Annotated in this window: 20 protein-coding genes and 1 pseudogene; 17 read left to right on the top strand and 4 right to left on the bottom strand. The window is 35.3% G+C overall.

The features are described 5' to 3' along the window. Positions 1 to 214: 214 nt before the first annotated feature. Together ON07_RS17345 and ON07_RS13965 are read right to left on the bottom strand one after the other, a co-directional pair. The gene (locus tag ON07_RS17345) at positions 215 to 709 is read right to left on the bottom strand and encodes a pyridoxal-dependent decarboxylase (protein WP_262486208.1); all 495 of its coding nucleotides are present in this window, start codon (positions 707 to 709) and stop codon (positions 215 to 217) included. Beyond that, positions 642 to 1,655 carry a pyridoxal phosphate-dependent decarboxylase family protein gene (locus ON07_RS13965; protein WP_262486207.1) on the bottom strand — a complete coding sequence of 338 codons (1,014 nt, stop codon included), beginning with the start codon at positions 1,653 to 1,655 and terminating at the stop codon, positions 642 to 644. Before ON07_RS13965 ends, ON07_RS17345 begins: the two co-directional genes overlap by 68 nt. 332 nt (positions 1,656 to 1,987) lie before the next feature. Between ON07_RS13965 and ON07_RS00345 the strand changes: the two genes are divergently transcribed. From ON07_RS00345 to ON07_RS00320, 7 genes are all read left to right on the top strand, one after another. After that, positions 1,988 to 2,563 (top strand): pentapeptide repeat-containing protein, encoded by a 576-nt coding sequence (locus ON07_RS00345; protein ID WP_010227276.1) that lies wholly within the window; start codon positions 1,988 to 1,990, stop codon positions 2,561 to 2,563. A gap of 12 nt (positions 2,564 to 2,575) precedes the next feature. Next, positions 2,576 to 3,364 (top strand): PhzF family phenazine biosynthesis protein, encoded by a 789-nt coding sequence (locus ON07_RS00340; RefSeq protein WP_029331261.1) that lies wholly within the window; start codon positions 2,576 to 2,578, stop codon positions 3,362 to 3,364. A gap of 28 nt (positions 3,365 to 3,392) precedes the next feature. Then, positions 3,393 to 5,570, top strand: a complete 2,178-nt coding sequence (locus ON07_RS00335; protein WP_010227274.1) for a S9 family peptidase — start codon at positions 3,393 to 3,395, stop codon at positions 5,568 to 5,570. 163 nt (positions 5,571 to 5,733) lie between these two features. Further along, the gene (locus tag ON07_RS00330) at positions 5,734 to 6,192 is read left to right on the top strand and encodes a PaaI family thioesterase (RefSeq protein ID WP_010227272.1); all 459 of its coding nucleotides are present in this window, start codon (positions 5,734 to 5,736) and stop codon (positions 6,190 to 6,192) included. Then, a complete protein-coding gene (locus ON07_RS15750; protein WP_050915824.1) occupies positions 6,189 to 6,719 on the top strand; it encodes an alpha/beta fold hydrolase in 531 nt (176 codons plus the stop codon). Before ON07_RS00330 ends, ON07_RS15750 begins: the two co-directional genes overlap by 4 nt. 72 nt (positions 6,720 to 6,791) lie before the next feature. Then, complete coding sequence (locus ON07_RS15745) at positions 6,792 to 7,091, top strand: alpha/beta fold hydrolase (protein ID WP_050915823.1); 300 nt, start codon at positions 6,792 to 6,794, stop codon at positions 7,089 to 7,091. 291 nt (positions 7,092 to 7,382) lie between these two features. After that, on the top strand, positions 7,383 to 8,195 hold the full coding sequence (locus ON07_RS00320) for an MBL fold metallo-hydrolase (protein WP_237708807.1): 813 nt from the start codon (positions 7,383 to 7,385) through the stop codon (positions 8,193 to 8,195). Positions 8,196 to 8,395: 200 nt separating this feature from the next. Here ON07_RS00320 and ON07_RS15740 read toward each other — a convergent pair whose 3' ends face one another. Beyond that, entirely contained in the window at positions 8,396 to 9,100 is a 705-nt protein-coding gene (locus ON07_RS15740) for a putative quinol monooxygenase (protein ID WP_010227269.1), read from the bottom strand. A gap of 182 nt (positions 9,101 to 9,282) precedes the next feature. On the opposite strand from ON07_RS15740, the gene ON07_RS00310 reads away from it, so the two are divergent. The 4 genes from ON07_RS00310 (at position 9,283) to ON07_RS00295 (ending at position 10,849) form a co-directional block, all read left to right on the top strand. Further along, complete coding sequence (locus tag ON07_RS00310) at positions 9,283 to 9,729, top strand: GNAT family N-acetyltransferase (RefSeq protein ID WP_010227267.1); 447 nt, start codon at positions 9,283 to 9,285, stop codon at positions 9,727 to 9,729. Positions 9,730 to 9,753: 24 nt separating this feature from the next. Then, positions 9,754 to 10,092 (top strand): GNAT family N-acetyltransferase, encoded by a 339-nt coding sequence (locus tag ON07_RS00305; protein ID WP_010227264.1) that lies wholly within the window; start codon positions 9,754 to 9,756, stop codon positions 10,090 to 10,092. After that, positions 10,064 to 10,273, top strand: a complete 210-nt coding sequence (locus tag ON07_RS17525) for a GNAT family N-acetyltransferase (RefSeq protein ID WP_010227263.1) — start codon at positions 10,064 to 10,066, stop codon at positions 10,271 to 10,273. Before ON07_RS00305 ends, ON07_RS17525 begins: the two co-directional genes overlap by 29 nt. A 228-nt stretch (positions 10,274 to 10,501) precedes the next feature. After that, entirely contained in the window at positions 10,502 to 10,849 is a 348-nt protein-coding gene (locus ON07_RS00295; RefSeq protein ID WP_010227261.1) for a hypothetical protein, read from the top strand. Here the strand turns inward: ON07_RS00295 and ON07_RS00290 are convergent. Then, positions 10,846 to 11,313 (bottom strand): CBS domain-containing protein, encoded by a 468-nt coding sequence (locus tag ON07_RS00290; protein WP_010227260.1) that lies wholly within the window; start codon positions 11,311 to 11,313, stop codon positions 10,846 to 10,848. The two genes, ON07_RS00295 and ON07_RS00290, sit on opposite strands and share 4 nt — an antisense overlap. Before the next feature lie 127 nt (positions 11,314 to 11,440). Between ON07_RS00290 and ON07_RS17520 the strand changes: the two genes are divergently transcribed. The 6 genes and pseudogenes from ON07_RS17520 to ON07_RS13950 all read left to right on the top strand — a co-directional run bounded on the left by ON07_RS17520 (position 11,441) and on the right by ON07_RS13950 (position 17,685). After that, positions 11,441 to 12,229, top strand: a complete 789-nt coding sequence (locus tag ON07_RS17520; protein WP_316928047.1) for a M20/M25/M40 family metallo-hydrolase — start codon at positions 11,441 to 11,443, stop codon at positions 12,227 to 12,229. Positions 12,230 to 12,312: 83 nt separating this feature from the next. Further along, positions 12,313 to 13,761, top strand: coding sequence for a hypothetical protein (locus ON07_RS17515; RefSeq protein WP_316928045.1), 1,449 nt, complete (start codon positions 12,313 to 12,315; stop codon positions 13,759 to 13,761). Positions 13,762 to 13,906: 145 nt separating this feature from the next. After that, positions 13,907 to 14,713 (top strand): Rossmann-fold NAD(P)-binding domain-containing protein, encoded by an 807-nt coding sequence (locus tag ON07_RS00280; RefSeq protein ID WP_010227257.1) that lies wholly within the window; start codon positions 13,907 to 13,909, stop codon positions 14,711 to 14,713. Between the two features lie 352 nt (positions 14,714 to 15,065). Beyond that, the gene (locus ON07_RS00275) at positions 15,066 to 15,650 is read left to right on the top strand and encodes a Crp/Fnr family transcriptional regulator (RefSeq protein ID WP_237708806.1); all 585 of its coding nucleotides are present in this window, start codon (positions 15,066 to 15,068) and stop codon (positions 15,648 to 15,650) included. Positions 15,651 to 15,990: 340 nt separating this feature from the next. Further along, positions 15,991 to 16,707, top strand: a complete 717-nt coding sequence (locus ON07_RS00270; RefSeq protein WP_010227254.1) for a cysteine hydrolase — start codon at positions 15,991 to 15,993, stop codon at positions 16,705 to 16,707. A 243-nt stretch (positions 16,708 to 16,950) separates the two neighbouring features. Next, positions 16,951 to 17,685 (top strand): annotated as a pseudogene (locus ON07_RS13950) (flavodoxin family protein). The last annotated feature ends 379 nt before the right edge of the window (positions 17,686 to 18,064 follow it).

Below are 18,064 nucleotides of genomic sequence, written 5' to 3'. Positions count from 1 at the left end.
TCAACAAGCCCGTATGGCATTAAAATTAGGGGTTGGTAGTTTAGAATCATAGGAGTAGTATCCCCCATGTTTGACATTTAAATTGGTTCCAATATAGGCGCTTGGATTTCGAAAAATGACGACTAAATAATGCTTAGCTTATTTTAGGGGCAATTAATTCTTAAGTTTAGAACTAGTTCCAATGGGTTAATCTAGTTAGGATTGACTATTATTTTTAGTTTGATAATTCCTCGACGTTTTCTTTAATGATCTTTAGTAACAGATCCATTTGCTCCAAATGGGTCCTAAATATTACAACTGCAACTCGTATCCAAAATATACCATTTACGGTGGTTGAAGAAAGGAAGATTCTTCCATCTTTTTGGATGGCTTGAATCAGTTTTTTATTAAAGGAGTTGGCATCTTCGTTTGTGGGAATATATCTAAACATTGTTACAGAGAGCTCTGGTTCTGGCCCTGTTTCAAATCCCTTTATTTGCTTTATTGAATTATAGAGATAACGAGTTAGGTATAATTTTTCCTCCAAGGAAGCTCGAAAGGGCTTTAAACCATATAGTTTTAAGGGTAACCACATTCTCATCCCTCGAAAGTGCTTAGTTAGTTCCGGGGAAATATCTGCCGGTGAAATTTCTTCATCGGCCTCAAGCGTGTCTTGCATATAATCTGCTAAGAAATGATAAGCTTTTAAGAGTTTCTCCTTGTCTTTCATAAGGATCGTACCAGTTCCGAAAGGTAAAAAAAAGTGTTTTATGAGGATCTAGTGTAATTGAATCGGCTTTTTCTATCCCTTCAAATTTCGAACTCATTTCAGAAACTAATTTGAAGAATCCGCCATAAGCTGCATCTACATGAAACCAAAGCTTATGTTTTTTTGCAATGGCAGCAATCGGGGCTACAGGATCGATTGCCCCGGTATTGGTTGTTCCGAAGGAGGCATTGATAAAGAATGGGATTAAGTCGTTCTCTTTATCCTCGGTAATCGCTTTTTCCAATTCATTTACTGAAAGCCTTAACCCGGCATCTAAAGGAATATATCTTATATGTGCTTCAGATAATCCTGCAATTCGGATAGCTTTCTGAATAGAATGGTGTGCTTGTTCTGAAAGATAGATCACAGCTTTATCAAAATCCCGTGCTTTGAGATTATGGGATTCTCTGGCCGTTACAATAGCAACTAAGTTGGCAATAGATCCTCCCGAAGTTAAATTCCCTGTTGAGGTTTCCGGGTATCCCATTAACTTGCACATCCATCTAATTAGCATGTTCTCTAAGCGAACTGCTCCTGGAGCAGCAAAAAATACGCCTGCATACCTATTATTAACAGCGGCAATATAATCTCCCAGAGCAGAAGGATACAAACCCCCGCCTGGAATATATCCCATATGGCCTCCCGAAGCAGGGTTTATACCCACTTGATCAATATTTTTAGAGGTGCTTTCTAACAGTGTGGATAATTTTGTTGGCTGTTCTGTAATATCCAGATCGTAAATATCTTTCCCATTTTCTTCTGAAGCATAATAGGCTTTGGAAGTGTTCAGTTTATTAATAAATTTGTTGGAGTAGTCTAAAACCTCTGCATTCCATTTATCTCTTTGGCTCTGTCCTGAATCCAAAAGCCGTGATATTTTCTCTAATTCTTTAATTTTTTTAATCATTGTGGATGAATGGTTAATTTAATCCCTCATGAGGTTTAATCTAAATAATTCCCCAACGCCTCTGCCTCGGAGTTTCCACCTCACCTCTCCTTGGAAGGGGGCGGAACTACTTTTTCGCAGTTCCGGGTGAGGTAAAACACAAAATTTTGTTTTTGGCCTAGAGCTCAAAAAGAAATTGGCAAAACACCTCTATAGCTCTGCCTCGAGGTTAGTCGGTTTTAAGAGATTTTTTATTAATCAAGGCCAAACTTTCAAATACTCTTATTCTGCAAACAACCAATATCTTTTTTATCTTAGAACTTTAAAGATTTATAAATATATCAAATAGTTCAATGGCGGATTCCTTTATAGAAGAACAAAATTTCAAAAAAGTAAATTTTAGAAAAGAAAAACTACCTAAAGGCGATTATGAATTGTGCACTTTTGAGGACTGTGACTTTTCCAATTCGGATATTTCTAATGTTCGATTTGCAGAATGCAATTTTAAAGACTGCAATCTTAGTTCCGCAAACATTTCCGGCACCTCATTTCAAGAGGTGAAGTTTGAAAACTTTAAGATGTTCGGACTTCATTTTGATAAATGCGATCCTTTTGGATTTGAAATTAGTTTAGAAAATTGCCAGTTAAACCACACTTCTTTCTACAAGATGAAATTGAATAATTTCTATGTGATGAATTCAAAATTGAAAGAAGTAGATTTTACAGAAGCAAATTTATCTGGAGTAAAATTTGAAAATTGCGATCTTCAAAATACGATCTTTGAAAGATCTGTCCTCGAAAAATGTGATTTTAGAACGGCCTCAAATTATTCTATAGATCCTGAAAACAATAAAATGAAGGGTGCCAAATTTTCATTGAAAGGTGTGGCTGGACTTTTAGAAAAGCATAAAATTATAATAGGGAAATAAGTGCATCAAAAAATGAAGCTAAAAATATATCAAATAGATGCTTTTACAGATGCTATTTTTTCCGGAAACCCAGCTTGTGTTTTACCGTTGGAAGAATGGTTGCCCGATGAGGTACTTCTGAATATCACCAAAGAAAATGCGGTAGCTGAGACCGCTTTTTTTATCAAAGAAAAAGATACTTATCACTTAAGATGGTTTACTCCTGAAGTAGAAATGGATCTTTGCGGGCATGCAACTTTAGCAACCGCACATGTTATTTCCAAACATTTGAACTATACTTCTTCAGAGATCAAATTTGAAACTTTATCTGGACCGCTTAGTGTTCATGTAAATGCTGAAGGATATACGCTGAATTTTCCATCTCGAAAACCTAAGCTTTCAGAATTACCTGAAGAAATAATGCAGGCTTTAAGCCTTCAGCCAAAAAAGGTGTATAAAGACCGGGATTTTATGCTGGTTTATGATACTGAAGAGGAGATTAAAAACCTGAAAATAGATCGTACTTATTTCGATAAGATCAATCTGGGAACCGGAGGAGTAATTGTAACTGCAAAAGGTTCTAAAGTGGATTTTGTTTCAAGATTCTTTACACCTCAAGCCTCCATTTTAGAAGATCCTGTAACTGGCTCGGCGCATTGCACGCTAATTCCGTACTGGAGCGAAAAACTTCAAAAAACAAAATTAAGCGCGATTCAACTTTCAGAAAGAAAAGGAATTTTGGACTGCGAGGATCTTGGTGAGCGGGTATTAATTAGAGGAAACGCGAGAACTTACCTAATTGGTGAGCTATTTATAGAATAATTTATAATTTCAAAAAAAAAATTAAAATATGACATTTAGAAACCTGTATGCGCTGTTTGTATTCTTATTTATTTGTAGTGCTTCAATTGCTCAACAGAGCGATCAAAAAATACTTACTACAGCAGATTATAAGGCAGCTGCGAAATTCTTGCCCTCCAATGTTTATCCTTTAATTGGGAATATGGTTCTTCAATCTGATTGGTTGGGAAACGGGAATTTGTATTACCAGCTTTATAATGCAGGTAAAATGAGCTTTGTATCTGTAGACCCAAAGTCTGGCAAGAAAACAACTTTTGAAAATAGAGGGGAATTAATGGGAACTACCTCCCAAGACTCTTCTCTAATTAAAGTAAATACTCGAAAAGAAGTTGCTTCTCCAGATGGCCAGAAAGCCGCTTTTATTAAAGATTGGAATCTTTGGGTGCGTGATTTGAAATCCGGAGAAGAGGTGCAACTTACTAAAGACGGCATCGAGAATTTTGGATATGCAACAGATAATGCGGGTTGGAGAAAGAGCGAAAAACCAATTTTATTATGGTCGCCAGATTCTAAAAAGATCGCTACCTATCAGCAAGATCAGCGGCATGTGAGCGACATGTATTTGGTTTCTACCAATGTGGGAGCGCCAAAACTGCAGAGTTGGAAATATCCATTGCCTGAAGACGAGGATATTATTCGTATTCATAAAGTGATTATTGAAGTAGCTATTCCAAAAGTAATCAGACTGCAATTACCTCCGGATCCCAGAAGAGGAACTTTATGCGACGATATTTCTTGCGATGGCAGTTTCGACGATAATCAGTGGAATAATGATGCCAGTAAATTGGTTTTTGTTTCTACTTCCAGAGATCATAAAAAAGCAGACTTACGAATTGCCGATGCTAATACCGGAACGGTGAAAAAGGTTTTTTCTGAAGAAGTAGCAACTCAATACGAATCTGGACAAGGCAGCATCAACTGGCGATTTTTACCAAAATCTGAGGAAATTATCTGGTATTCTGAAAGAGACAATTGGGGACATTTGTATTTATACGATTTAAAATCAGGAGAGCTACAGAATCAGATCACAAAGGGAGATTTTGTGGTTACTCAATTGCTGAAAGTAGACGAGAAAAAACGAAAATTATTCTTCCTAGCAAATGGGAAAGAGAAGGGCCGTGATCCCTATTACAGTCATTTTTACAGCATCAATTTCTCGGGTAAGAATCTAAAGCTTTTAACTCCTGAAGATGGCAATCATAGCATTTCCTTATCTCCAGATGCAACATATTTCGTAGATACATTTTCTAAACCGGACACGCCACAGGTTACTTTACTTAGAAATATAAATGGTAAACTAATTACAGAACTGGAAAAAACCGATATTTCTAAACTAGAAGAATCTGGATGGAAAGCACCAATAAATGTAAAAGTGAAATCCGGCAACGAAAAATGGGATCTATATGGCTTGATGTTTACGCCATCCAATTTGGATGAAACCAAGAAATATCCCGTGGTAAATTATATCTATCCGGGTCCTCAAGGTGGTGGAGTAGGGAGCAGGTCTTTTGCTCCGGCTCGAAGAGATCATCAAGCATTGGCAGAATTAGGATTTATCGTTGTAGTGATAGACGGGTCTTGTAATCCTGGAAGATCCAAAGCTTTTCATGATGCATGCTATGGAAATATGGCCGACAATACTTTAAAAGATCAAATGTCTGGAATTAAGCAATTGGCTGAAAAATATGGATATTTAGATCTAGATCGCGTTGGAATTTGGGGTCACTCCGGAGGAGGATTTGCTACCGCTGCAGCGATGTTTAAATATCCGGAATTCTATAAAGTGGGTATTTCTGAATCTGGGAATCATGATAGTCGAAATTATGAAGATGATTGGGGAGAGCGGTATATAGGACTAATGAAGGTAGATGCTGAAGGAAAATCGAATTACGATAATCAGGCGAATGCTATTTTGGCTAAGAACTTACAAGGGAAACTAATGTTCGCACATGGTGGGATGGACGACAATGTACCACCTTACAACACTTATTTAGTGGTAGATGCTTTGGTAAAGGCTAATAAGGATTTCGATTTGGTAATTTTTCCGAATGCCAGACATGGGTTTGGGGAAGACAGTGATTATATGATGCGCAAGCGATGGGATTATTTTGTCACTCATTTAATGGGCGCAACCCCGCCAAAGGAATTTGATTTTAGTGCCAACTAGCAATATTAAGTATTATCGTCATGCTGAACTTGTTTCAGCATCTTAATAAGCTTAAAAAAGACCCTGACTCAATCCCGAAAACATCGGGACAGGGTGACGAGAAGTTCAAGTGTCTTACAGGACGCACAACGGATACACAATTTTTTTTATTTAATTCTGAAAAATGGAATTTAAACCCAAAACAGCGAACTACAAACAAAAAGTAACAGACAGCTTCAATGCTCAAAAATTCATGGATTTTATTGGGGCGACATTAGTTGAGGTGAAACCTGGTTTTTGCGAAATTCATTTGCCTTATAAAGAGGAACTCACCCAGCAAAACGGCTTTTTTCACGCAGGTATTATCAGTACACTGGCAGATAACGCTACGGGATATGCAGCTTTTTCACTAATGGAAGAAGATGCTGCTGTCCTTGCAGTAGAATTTAAGTTGAACTTAATGTCTCCAGGAGTGGGAGAAAAACTTGTTGCAAAAGCCAATGTCTTAAAATCTGGAAGAACTCTTACTATTTGTAGAGCCGATGTTTTCGCAGTGAAAGATGGCGTAGAAAAATTATGTGCTGCATCGCAGGCAACGCTTATTCAAATAAAAATTTCTTCCACAGAAAAAACAGAAAAATGAGAATTCTTATAGTATTACTTAGCCTTTTAATCTCTAGCGGCTTGCTGGCTCAAGAAGAACATTACATACAAGATGGTGAAAACATCATTCATTTAACCACTTATGGGGCAGGAGAACCAATTCTCATAATAAATGGTGGTCCGGGAATGAGTAGCGAGGGTTTTCGTCCGTTAGCAGAAAAACTTGGAAAGAACAATCTGGCTATAATTTACGATCAGCGTGGAACCGGAGAGTCTAAAATGGAAAATATCGATGCATCCACTATGACTATGGATAAAATGCTTGAGGATATTGAGACAATTCGCGAATTTCTAAAAATAGACAACTGGGTGATTTTAGGACATTCTTTTGGTGGCATGTTGGCTTCTCATTATGCTGCTAACTATCCGGAATACACAAAAGGACTTATTCTTTCTTCTTCTGGGGGAATAGATCTGGAGCTTTTTTCAACATTAAATATTACAGCCCGATTGAGTGATGAGAACCGAGATTCTTTAAATTATTGGAATAGAAAAATAGCTCGTTGAGACACTTCTTATGTAGCCAAACTCCAAAGAGGTAAATATCTTGCTCCTGCCTATTTATACAAAAAAGAATATGTGTCAACGGTTGCAAAGCGACTAACTCAAGGGAACATGGAAATTAACGGATTGGTGCATAGAAATATGCAAGCTATTAATTTCGACTGCAAGCCGGCTTTAAAGAATTACACCAAACCTGTATTAATAATTCAGGGAGCTCATGATATAATTCCGATAGAATTAGCTGAAAAAATACATAAATTATTCAGTAATTCTACTTTAGTGATATTAGATAAAAGTGCACATTATGGCTGGATAGAGCAGCCGGAATTATATTTTGAAAGTATTTTTCAATTTCTTAATAATTTAAAATCTTGATTACGAGTAGATTTTCCCTAAATTGTAATTAAAGAACAAAAAAATATCAATATCCGATTGTTGTCCTAATAGTACTTTCGTCACCCTGAATTTATTTCAGGGTCTCAATAATATATAGATATTTATATGATGAGATTCTGAAACTCCCGAAGCGTCGGGACAGAATGACCTCCTTTTTCAATTTAGGATACTTTACGGACAAACAGGAAAAAAAATTAAACCATGATAAAGTCCAGTTTTCTATTCGTATTAAGTTTATTCGCTTCAACATCTCTATTTGCTTTTCAAGATATGAGCGAGGTTAAAATTGAAGTAATTCCTGTAAACGAAAATGTTTATATGCTCATGGGAAGAGGTGGGAACATTGGAGTTTCTGTTGGAGACGACGGTGTTTTTATGATAGATGACCAATTTGCGCCTCTAACTCCTAAAATTATCGAGGCTATAAAAACTATTAGTGACCAGCCAATAAAATTTTTGATCAATACGCATTATCACGGAGATCATACCGGCGGGAATAGCAATTTCGAAAAAGAGGGAACTTTACTGCTTGCTCACGAAAATGTTCGTAAGCGATTAAAAGAAAACGAAAAAAACCCAGAAGGAACCGGGCTTCCGGTAGTTACTTTTGATAGTAAGTTGCAATTGCACTTAAATGGAGAGGATATTATGGCGGTTCATGTACATAACGCGCATACAGATGGGGATGCTCTGATTTTTTTTCCAAAAAGCAATGTGCTGCATACCGGTGATACTTTTTTTAACGGTATGTTTCCATATATAGATCTTAAAAGTGGAGGTAGTGTAGATGGAGATATCGAAGCGGCAAAAACAGGTTTGATGCTTATCAACGAAAACACTAAAATTATTCCGGGGCATGGGCCTTTAGCTACGTATTCAGATTACAAAAAGTACTTGAATATGCTAGAAGGAATAAAAAGAAATGTAATGTCAGCGATGAAAGCAGGAAGTAGCAAAGAAGAAATCGTAGCCGATGAAAATTTAACATCAGAATATATTACAGATGCTGCTGCAGAAAAAGCTTTCATCAACGGACCAAAAATTCGAGGAACGTATTACGACAGTTTAAAAACCGAAGATTAATCAGCGAAAAATTGAAGATTTGTAATCGATTAGTAGCTTTAAAAAAGCTGCCTAAAATTATATGTTCGGTACTTTGTAAGAGTTTTTAAGAAATTAAGGAAGGATAAATGTTAGAAATCAATACCCTATAATTATAAATAACCTCTTAATGCTCTTTCATTTTCTTCAAACTATAAATTCTAGACAGCCACAATTTTATATTAACCTTTCTCCTTCGGATTAAAAACTAGGAATATCGGTTTTCCAATTACTCCGGCATGGTTCATTGCTTCTTTTAATTTTGCATCGTTCACGAATGTTTTATAATCCTGTAAATTATTCCATTGGTTCATCACATAAATCATCTTGGAATCGCCATTGATCGTTCCCACTTCATAACTCACCTCTTTAAACTCTTTCCGAGTTCTTTCAAAATCATCAAAAACGCGTTTCCATTTATCATAATCTTCAATTTCGTGATAGATGATTCCGGTGATTTTTTTATTCAGCATTTTAGTGCCTTCCAATTTGTTCAGAAGAAGAAAAGTAGGCGGTTCTGTAACTCCGGCTTCATCCATTTTCTCTTTTAACTCCTCATTTTCCATGAATTGTTTGTAATGATCTTGAGACTTCCATGTATTAAAAACATATACGGTATTAGGATCATCTTCTAAAACACCAACTTCATAGCTTAGCTCTCCGTTCTTTTCACGTTGAGGTAAGAAATCATCGAAAGCCTTTTTCCAAACCCCGTAATCATTCACCTTATGATATATTAAGGATTTTGTCTTTGTTTGAAGCGGAGACTTTGACGTAAGTTTATTTTTTTGCTTTTTTAGATTGTTTTTTAAAGGTTTGTTCCAACTTACTAATACCACAGAAAGGATTAAAGCTAGAAGCGCGAATTGATAAACTTGTTTTCTCATAACGAATAGTTTTAAGATTGCTTAATTTTTCGAAAACAAAAAATCCTCGGCGGGGGAGGATGGGAGGAGAGACAAAAAATTTGAATCAATAATTTACAAAAAATATATGTGAAAATAAATTTCTGAAGCGGTGTTTTCTAAATGTTGGTTTTAAAACTTAAATTGAAGAAAATAATATCTACATGAAAATACGTGAGGCTGTTGAAGATGATCTCAAAGAACTAAGTTTGTTGTTTGATGCCTATAGAGTTTTTTATAGACAAAGCTCAAATATTGAAGGCGCACGAGATTTTATAAAAGATCGCTTGACTTTCCAAGACTCTAAGATTTTTGTTGCTGAAGAACAAGATACGTTATTGGGGTTTGTACAATTATATCCCCGGTTTTCTTCCACGCAATTAAAGCGCACCTGGCTTTTAAATGATCTTTTTGTATCTCCTGAAGCAAGAGGAAAGCAATTGGGAGTTCGATTAATCGAGAGAGCCAAAGTTCTTGCCGTCACTACCAATTCTGTGGGCTTGATGCTAGAGACCGAAAAATCGAATACTATAGGCAACAATCTCTACCCTAAAACAGATTTTATTTTAGATAAGCTTCATAATTTTTATTATTGGGAATTTAAGAAATAGGATTATTTTGAAGAATTACAATTTATGAAAACAGATTCTAGAATAGAACTACGATCCATCACTGCAGCAGATCAGGAAAATATTTTCCGAGGCTTGTCTCATCCAGAGGTTATAAAATATTACGGAATCAGTTTTAAAACTTTTGAAGCTACAGAAGAGCAAATGATTTGGTTTCAAGATTTGGAAAAAAATGAAACCGGTAAATGGTGGGCGATTTTTAATTCTGAAACAAATGAATTTCTAGGAGCCGGCGGATTTAATGATCTCTCTAAAGATCTGAAAAAAGCGGAAATCGGATTTTGGTTATTGCCTGAATTTTGGGGGGAAAGGTTATATGCAGGAAGCTATGCCCTTAATTTGTGAGTATGGTTTCAAAAAATTAGAACTCGAGAGAATCGAAGGCCTTGTAGAATCTGAAAATTTGAATTGTAAAAGAGCTTTGGAAAAAATGGACTGGACGTTTGAGGGGATGAACAAAAACTGTGAATTGAAAAATGGTAATTTAATAAGTATAGATACCTACTTCAAACAAAAAAAAGAATAATATTCAATAGCACATCTAAAACTAAGTTTTTTTCATAGTTCAATTTTATCGCTGCCCACTAAGTTAAAACATCTGGTTGTGTCTGTTCGAGCGTAGTCGAGAACTTTTGAATTTAAAATGAGGTTTCGACTCCGCTCAACCTGACATTACTAGGAAACATTATATTTTCTTTATGAACATACTTATTGCTCTCTAAACTATTAAAACTCTTTTTCTTATATTTAAATCATGCAAAAAGCGTGTCCGGAATGCGGAGAAAAAATTGTTGGGAGAACAGATAAAAAATTCTGCAGCGACTATTGTCGGAATGCCCATAATAACAAGATGAATAAGGATTCCACAAACCTTGTTCGGAATGTAAATAATTTACTTCGTAAGAATTACAGGATTCTTCAGGAATTAAACCCAACAGATAAAACCAAAGTCACCAAAGCTAAGCTAATTTCAAAAGGCTTTAATTTTGAATATTTCACAAGTATCTACACTACCAAGGCTGGGACGGTATATTATTTTATTTACGATCAAGGATATTTGCCATTAGAAAGCGATTATTATGCATTGGTGAAGCGAAATTAGCTATGCCAGTTTTGCGCTCTTAATTTTATAGCGGCATACAAAATATCTTTTCTGCTAATTTGTCCAATTAATTTTCCGTTTTCTATAATTGGAAACCTTCTACATCCATGTCTATGGAAAAGCGATGCACAATCAAAAATATTCACATTTTTGTCTATAGTGGGCACATTGGTTTCCATAAATTCTTCCACCCTTCTATCTCCAATAGGCATATTATAATACCTGCTTTCGGAAATTTGTTTCATACAATCCCCATCAGAAATTACTCCAATAAGTTCATTTTGATCGTTTACCACAGGAGCTCCGGAAATCTTATATTTCATAAGTGCCTGGATCACATTTATAACCGGATCATCTTTTTTAAAGGTAATTAGCGAATGAGACATATAATCTTTAACTAAAATTGGCGCACTCTGTATCTTTTCGGGCTCCGCCCTTCTTCCTTGAAAACTTTTAATTCCCATAGCCTTAATTTTTTGATTACTAACCACTTAATATAATCAATTTCGCAGGCTTTTGAAACCGGAGACATAAATTTATTTTTTTCAGCTTATCTTATTTATATTTAAACCACCAATACTTCTCTCAATTATGTTGAAAAAATTATCTCCACTCTTAATACTCATTCTTTTATCTGGGATTATCTGGTTTCTATTTTATTCTAGCATGCCTAGAGCTATTTCTGAAACAGATATGCCTCCTACCGAGTTTTCTACAACCAGAGCATTTAAACATGTGGAAGCCATTTCTAAAAAGCCACATTTCGTGGGTAGCCCGGCACATAGTATCGTTCGAAATTATATTGTAAAAACGCTACAGGATCTCGGGCTGGAAGTACAAACTCAGGAAGGTTATAGTTTAACGGATAGAGGAATGCTTACCCGACCTCAAAATATTTTGGCAAGAATTCCGGGCAGTGGAGATGGAAAAGCCCTTTTATTGATGTCTCATTACGATTCTGCCGGACATTCCTCTTTTGGAGCAAGCGATGCGGGGAGTGGAGTTGCAACTGTCTTAGAAGGAGTAAGAGCTTTGTTAGCTGAAGGGGATATCCCTAAAAATGATATTATTATTTTGTTTACAGATGCCGAAGAACTCGGATTAAACGGTGCCGAGTTATTTGTAAATGAACATCCTTGGGCCAAAGAAGTAGGATTGGCACTGAATTTTGAAGCTCGTGGAAGCGGAGGAAATTCTTTTATGCTCTTGGAAACCAATAGTGGAAACTCAAAACTCATTGAGGGTTTTGTCAAAGCACATCCTGAATTTCCGGTTACAAATTCCTTGGCATATAGCATTTATAAAATGTTGCCTAATGATACCGATCTAACTGTATTACGAGAACAAGGCAATATTAACGGCTTCAATTTCGCTTTATAGACGATCATTTCGACTATCATACTGCGAATGATGTTACTGTTAATTTAGATAAAGAAACGCTAGCACATCAAGGCAGTTATCTTATGCCATTGCTTACCTATTTTAAAGATGCTAATCTTACCAATTTTGAATCAGATGAAGATCTTATCTATTTCAATTTGCCAATGGGAGAAATGATTAGCTATCCTTTTTCTTGGATCTTACCCATGTTAATTCTAGGTTTTCTATTATTTTTTGCAGTTTTAGTATATGGCGTTTCTACAAGAAAACTTTTGCTAAAAGGCATTTTAAAAGGAACCCTTCCATTTTTTATAAGCTTATTAGGTTCCGGTTTTTTAGTGTTTCTTTTCTGGAAACTTTGCCAAATAATCTACCCAGGATATGCTGAAATGATAAATGGTTTCACCTATAACGGCTATTATTATATAGCCTTTGGGATATTTTTCAGCCTAGCCATAAGTTTTTATACTTACCACTTTGTGAGCAAGGCAAAGGATCAAGCAAGTGTTTTTGTATTTCCGCTTTTCTTTTGGTTGCTAATTTGTACACTAACGGCTTTTTACTTAAAAGGTGCCGCTTATTTTATAATTCCGGGATTTTTTGGAATACTTCAACTCTGGGTGATGATTCGTCAAAAACGACCGAATTTATTCTTGATGCTATTACTAAGCTTACCGGCACTGGTTTTGATTCTTCCTTTTGTCTCTAGTTTTCCTGTGGCTTTAGGCCTTAAGATTCTTTTTGTAGCCGGAATCCTTACAGTTTTATTATTCACATTATTTCTACCCGTATTTGGATATTTTAAGTCTAAAAAATCGCTTGCTATATTATTGGGACTAGTAGCAATCACGATGCTTGTAATCGCCCATTTCAAGTCAGATTTTAATGAAGAAAGACCACGTCCGGATAGTTTGGTGTATATTTTAGATGAAGACAATAATACTGCAAGTTGGAATTCCTACGATTCTAAATTAGACGACTGGAATAAAGCCTATTTTGGAGATAATCTTGGAAAATCTGAAGTCACAGATAATGCTTTTGAAAGTAAATATGGCTCTGGTTTTAAGTATAGCGCAACGGCACCAGTTGTGAAGATTGCTATTCCGGGAATCATTTATAAAATAGTAAAAAGCGAAGATTCACTTAGTAGATCTCAAAGTTATTCTTTAAAGATTGCTCCCAATAGAAAGGTAAATAGGATGGAATTGTATGTAAACAGTTCCTATAATTTTGAAGGATTCACTGTGAATGGGTTGGAAGCAAAATCAATGAGAGTTGGTGAAGAGAGTTATCATGTCTTTAAAAATCGATGGAACGATAGGTTGCTTACCTATCATGCTGCCAATTCGGATACCTTGATAATCAATTTTACGACTAAGAATACGCCTCCGGAAATTGTGCTATATGAAAGCAGTTATGATCTTTTGGATAATCCGGACTTAAATGTAAAAAAGAGGGACAAATCTAAAATGCCTAAGCCGTTTGCATTGAATGATGCTGTGATTATTAAAAAGACACTTAAAGTAGAATAATGGGAAAAAAGATTTTGACATCCCGATCGCAATAGGAACAGTCTGACATATTAATTTTGAAACATAAAATAGTGTCACTCTGAGCTTGTAGAAGAGTGATTAGCAATTCGATTTGCCGAAACGTGTATTAAAAAATTAAATTAAAATGAATATTTCCATATTAGGATGTGGTTGGCTAGGATTACCGCTAGCAAAGAGATTGATTGAAGCAGGCCATGTTATACACGGCTCAACCACAAGCCGGGATAAATTGAGTGCTCTTAGGGCAGAAGGAATAGTGCCTTATGAAATTCAGCTTTTTGAAGAAGGAGTGCAAGGAGATATTTCTTCATTTTTAGGGAATTCTGAAATATTGATCATCGATATCCCACCGGGACTAAGAAAGGATCCCAAAGTGAATTTTGTAGCAAAAATAAACCGACTTAAATCTTACATAGAAAAATCTGGGGTCGAAAAAGTGCTTTTTGTAAGTGCAACTTCTGTATTTAAGGATAGAAATGATTTGCCAACGTATACTGAAAAAGATGCTCCAAATGGCACTGCTGAAAATGCAAAGCAATTAATTGAAACAGAGGAATTGCTGAAAGCTTCAGAAAAATTTGAGACAAGTATTCTTCGTTTTGGCGGCCTACTAGGTCCGGGAAGACATCCTGTGAATTATCTTGCCGGAAAATCTGAGCTCAAAGATCCCGAAGGACCTGTAAATTTGATTCATTTGGATGATTGTATCGGAATCATAGAAGCAATCATAGAAAAAGAAGCTTGGGGAGAAATCTTTCACGGAGTCTATCCGGAACATCCCACACGGAAAGAGTATTATTCTAGAAAAGCGAAGGAAAAAGGTATGGCTGTTATGAGTTTTGATGAGGATTCGGAATCTAAAGGAAAAAAGATAAATTCTTTAAATCTCAATGAGGTTTTGGGGTATGAATTTAAAAGTAGTATTTATTAAATTCTTTGTCATCTCGAACATAGTGAGAGATCTCAACAGAGTGTTTATGTGAAAAAAGAGATTTCTCGGTCTCGAAAAGCTCCTTCGAAATTACATATTAGGTTCAAAATCATCAGATTACAACTGTCTGCAAAATAAAATTTTAAATATTTTTCCGGGAAGCACCCAACTTTATTTATGAGTCATAAATATGAATTATAAGATTAAAAACCTATTTTTAATTAATATCAAATAAAAGACAAGCACAAATAAGAATATGGATCAAAATCTAAAAATCTGGCACTTAGAAAATTTTAATTTTTTTCTCGAACTTGGTATGGCTGAAAAAAAGATTATTCACCAGAATACCGAAATGAAAACTATAGAAAAAGATGAAGTGGTGTATTTTCAGGATGATCTTGCCCACAGTATTTATTTCTTAAAAGAGGGCCGAATTCGCATTTCAAAATTCAATAAAAAAGGAAAAGAATTCATTTTAAATATTTTAAATCCAGGGGAAATTTTTGGGGAAGCTTCGGTTATGGGAAGCGATGTTCGAAATGAAGCCGCAATTGCTGAAGACAAGGTTTTTCTCTGCATTATGAAGGAGGATAAAATGAAAGAACTATTACTTCAGGAGCCTTTGCTAAATTTTAAATTTAGTCAGCTCCTAGAAGAAAGATTAGAGCAAACTCAAAGAAGATTGGAAGACTTAACCTTTAAAAGTAACCAGCAACGAATTATTGAATTTCTTAAAATCAGCGTAAAAACTTCGGAAAATAACAATGGAGTTTTTAGAATAATTAATTATCTTACTCATGACAAGATTGCGAAACTTACTTCTACTAACAGGCAAGAAGTTTCCAGTGTCTTTAGTGATTTAAAAAAGCATCGCATTATAGATTATGATAGAACAAGTATTCGAGTTCTGAATTTAGAAAAACTTGAATCTTCATAAATATTACATCAATATTTGAAAATATATAATATCATTATTCATTTTCAAATTACTTGTTAATTTAAGTTAAGATCTCCATTAGTTTTAATTGTCTTATGGAAATTGAGATGCTAAATATCTAGAAAGCTCGGGATAGAATGACACCCTAATAAGTTTATGTCATTTACCCGTGAGTCTATTATTTTAAACTCCTCATGAAATTGTTAAAGCTTTCAGTATATCCTGTTAATTAAGCGACTAACGTCAATTTTTTGACAAATAGTTTTTAGAATCTGTTCTATTTTTACTTGAAGCCATCCTAAGTAAGGATGAAGTTGTAATTATTAAAATTTGAAGTATTATGAAAAGTAGTGAATGGGATGTTATAAAAGCAGCGAAAGAAGCAGGAATTCCAGATCCTGGATTTGAAATTGATAAAAACACAGCGATTGTAATCACAGATCCTCAGAATGATTTCTTAAGGACTGATGGAGTAGCTTGGCCGATTGTAAAAGAGAGTGTAAAGGAAAATAATACCATAGAAAATATGAGCCAAGTTTTTAAACTTGCCCAAGAGCATGGTATAAAAGTGTTTATTTCCCCACATTATTTTTTCCCAACAGATAAGGGATGGAAATTTGGAGGAGCTCTAGAAAAGTTTATGCATTCTAAAGAAATGTATAAGCGAAAAGGCATGTTAGACATGGAAGGTTTTGAAAATTCTGGAGCAGATTTTTTAGATGAATTCAAGCAATACTTAGAAAAGGATAATATAATTTTATGTAATCCTCACAAATTATACGGTCCACAGAATAATGACCTTAGTCTACAATTAAGAAAATATAAAATAGACAAAGTGCTGATGGCGGGAATGTCTACAAACCTGTGTCTGGAATCCCACACCCGTCAATTATTAGAAGAAGGTTTTGAAGTAGCGGTAATTGCCGATGCCAGCGGAAGTGCTAAATTACCAGGCTTAGATACTTTTAAAGCTGCGTTAATGAACTTACGGATGATTACTAGCCATATATTCACTACCGAAGAATTTAAAGAAGCTCTTAAAGATGCCAAGTTATAATTTTTAAGTTAAAATACTATCTATAGAAAAGGTCTAACTTATAAATTAGGCCTTTTTGTTTTTGTAGAATTTAATTTCACAGAGGTTTAAATTTTAAAATCTAAAATCCCTTTAATGGGTATGCTGTGAAAGTCTCACTATAAAATTGCTGCCATTTCTCTATTTTTAGCTCTAGTGCTTAATTTTTTTCATGTAGAATTTATCCCATAAAACATTTTAAGAATGAACAAGGCTCAAAGGAATATGAAAACCAGAAATTTTAATAATCTTAAAGCAGTATTTGTAAACTGTACCTTAAAGAGATCACCAGAGAAAAGCCATACAGATAGTCTTTTTCAGGTTTCCAAATCTATCATGTAAAAGGAAAATGTTACCGTTGAAGAAATTCGTTTAATAGATCATGAAGTAGCGACCGGAGTTCAACCAGATATGAAAGAACACGGTTGGGACAAAGATGAATGGCCAGAACTCTTTAAGAAAATATTTTCTGCAGATATCTTAATTGTAGGAACTCCTATATGCTTAGGTGAGAAATCGTCTATAGCACAAAAACTTATTGAACGTTTATATGTAATGGGCGGAATGATCAATGATAAAGGCCAATATCTTTTTTACGGAAAAGTTGGTGGCACCATAATTACAGGTAACGGAGATGGAGTAAAACATTGTGCAATGGGGGTTTTATATGATTTACAACACTTAGGTTATTCTATTCCTCCTCAAGCAGATGCAGGTTGGATTGGAGAAGTGGGTCCTGGACCTAGTTCCGGTGATACAGAATGGAAGGGAAAGAAACTTTCTCCACCATTGGGTACAGATTCAGATTTCAAAAATAAGAACACAACCTTTATGACGTATAATTTGCTTCATTTGGCATCTACGCTTAAGGAGCAAGGTGGCTATCCGAGTTATGGAAATTCCAGAGAAGCCTGGGATGATGGTTTTCGATGGGAGTTTGAAAATCCAGAATACAGATAGCAAAATATTGATTTTTGATGCGGTACTAATAATCTTATAAAATTTTGATTTTAGATTTATATTCATTAATCCCTAGTTATAAGTGGTAAGAGTCACATTACGATTCAGGGAACAAGGTGATGTCATCTCGACCTTGGGGAGTGATCTATTGGGAATGAATGATTATAGCAAAGATGAGATTTTTTTAATCGCGAAAACGCTGATTCGAAATTCTGCGAGGGATAGCAGCGGTAGCTCCCGATTGCTTTTTTGCAATTGGGACTTTAGCGGATAGCCCGACCGCCTTTTCTGGCGGACGCAGCCAAAGAAAAAGGGCCAACATTGCTGCGGCCCTTTTCTATTACCAATTTAAAATCTTACCAGATCTTAACTCTTTTTT

It is taken from the genome of Gillisia marina, assembly GCF_000258765.1.
GTDB lineage: Bacteria > Bacteroidota > Bacteroidia > Flavobacteriales > Flavobacteriaceae > Gillisia > Gillisia marina.
This window is presented reverse-complemented; position numbering and strand designations above follow the sequence as displayed.

Coding starts and splice junctions, on each gene's coding strand:
- ON07_RS17345 (WP_262486208.1), bottom strand. CDS start 709: ATGAAAGACAAGGAGAAACTCTTAAAAGCTTATCATTTCTTAGCAGAT.
- ON07_RS13965 (WP_262486207.1), bottom strand. CDS start 1,655: ATGATTAAAAAAATTAAAGAATTAGAGAAAATATCACGGCTTTTGGAT.
- ON07_RS00345 (WP_010227276.1), top strand. CDS start 1,988: ATGGCGGATTCCTTTATAGAAGAACAAAATTTCAAAAAAGTAAATTTT.
- ON07_RS00340 (WP_029331261.1), top strand. CDS start 2,576: ATGAAGCTAAAAATATATCAAATAGATGCTTTTACAGATGCTATTTTT.
- ON07_RS00335 (WP_010227274.1), top strand. CDS start 3,393: ATGACATTTAGAAACCTGTATGCGCTGTTTGTATTCTTATTTATTTGT.
- ON07_RS00330 (WP_010227272.1), top strand. CDS start 5,734: ATGGAATTTAAACCCAAAACAGCGAACTACAAACAAAAAGTAACAGAC.
- ON07_RS15750 (WP_050915824.1), top strand. CDS start 6,189: ATGAGAATTCTTATAGTATTACTTAGCCTTTTAATCTCTAGCGGCTTG.
- ON07_RS00320 (WP_237708807.1), top strand. CDS start 7,383: ATGAGCGAGGTTAAAATTGAAGTAATTCCTGTAAACGAAAATGTTTAT.
- ON07_RS15740 (WP_010227269.1), bottom strand. CDS start 9,100: ATGAGAAAACAAGTTTATCAATTCGCGCTTCTAGCTTTAATCCTTTCT.
- ON07_RS00310 (WP_010227267.1), top strand. CDS start 9,283: ATGAAAATACGTGAGGCTGTTGAAGATGATCTCAAAGAACTAAGTTTG.
- ON07_RS00305 (WP_010227264.1), top strand. CDS start 9,754: ATGAAAACAGATTCTAGAATAGAACTACGATCCATCACTGCAGCAGAT.
- ON07_RS17525 (WP_010227263.1), top strand. CDS start 10,064: ATGCAGGAAGCTATGCCCTTAATTTGTGAGTATGGTTTCAAAAAATTA.
- ON07_RS00295 (WP_010227261.1), top strand. CDS start 10,502: ATGCAAAAAGCGTGTCCGGAATGCGGAGAAAAAATTGTTGGGAGAACA.
- ON07_RS00290 (WP_010227260.1), bottom strand. CDS start 11,313: ATGGGAATTAAAAGTTTTCAAGGAAGAAGGGCGGAGCCCGAAAAGATA.
- ON07_RS17520 (WP_316928047.1), top strand. CDS start 11,441: ATGTTGAAAAAATTATCTCCACTCTTAATACTCATTCTTTTATCTGGG.
- ON07_RS17515 (WP_316928045.1), top strand. CDS start 12,313: ATGCCATTGCTTACCTATTTTAAAGATGCTAATCTTACCAATTTTGAA.
- ON07_RS00280 (WP_010227257.1), top strand. CDS start 13,907: ATGAATATTTCCATATTAGGATGTGGTTGGCTAGGATTACCGCTAGCA.
- ON07_RS00275 (WP_237708806.1), top strand. CDS start 15,066: ATGAAAACTATAGAAAAAGATGAAGTGGTGTATTTTCAGGATGATCTT.
- ON07_RS00270 (WP_010227254.1), top strand. CDS start 15,991: ATGAAAAGTAGTGAATGGGATGTTATAAAAGCAGCGAAAGAAGCAGGA.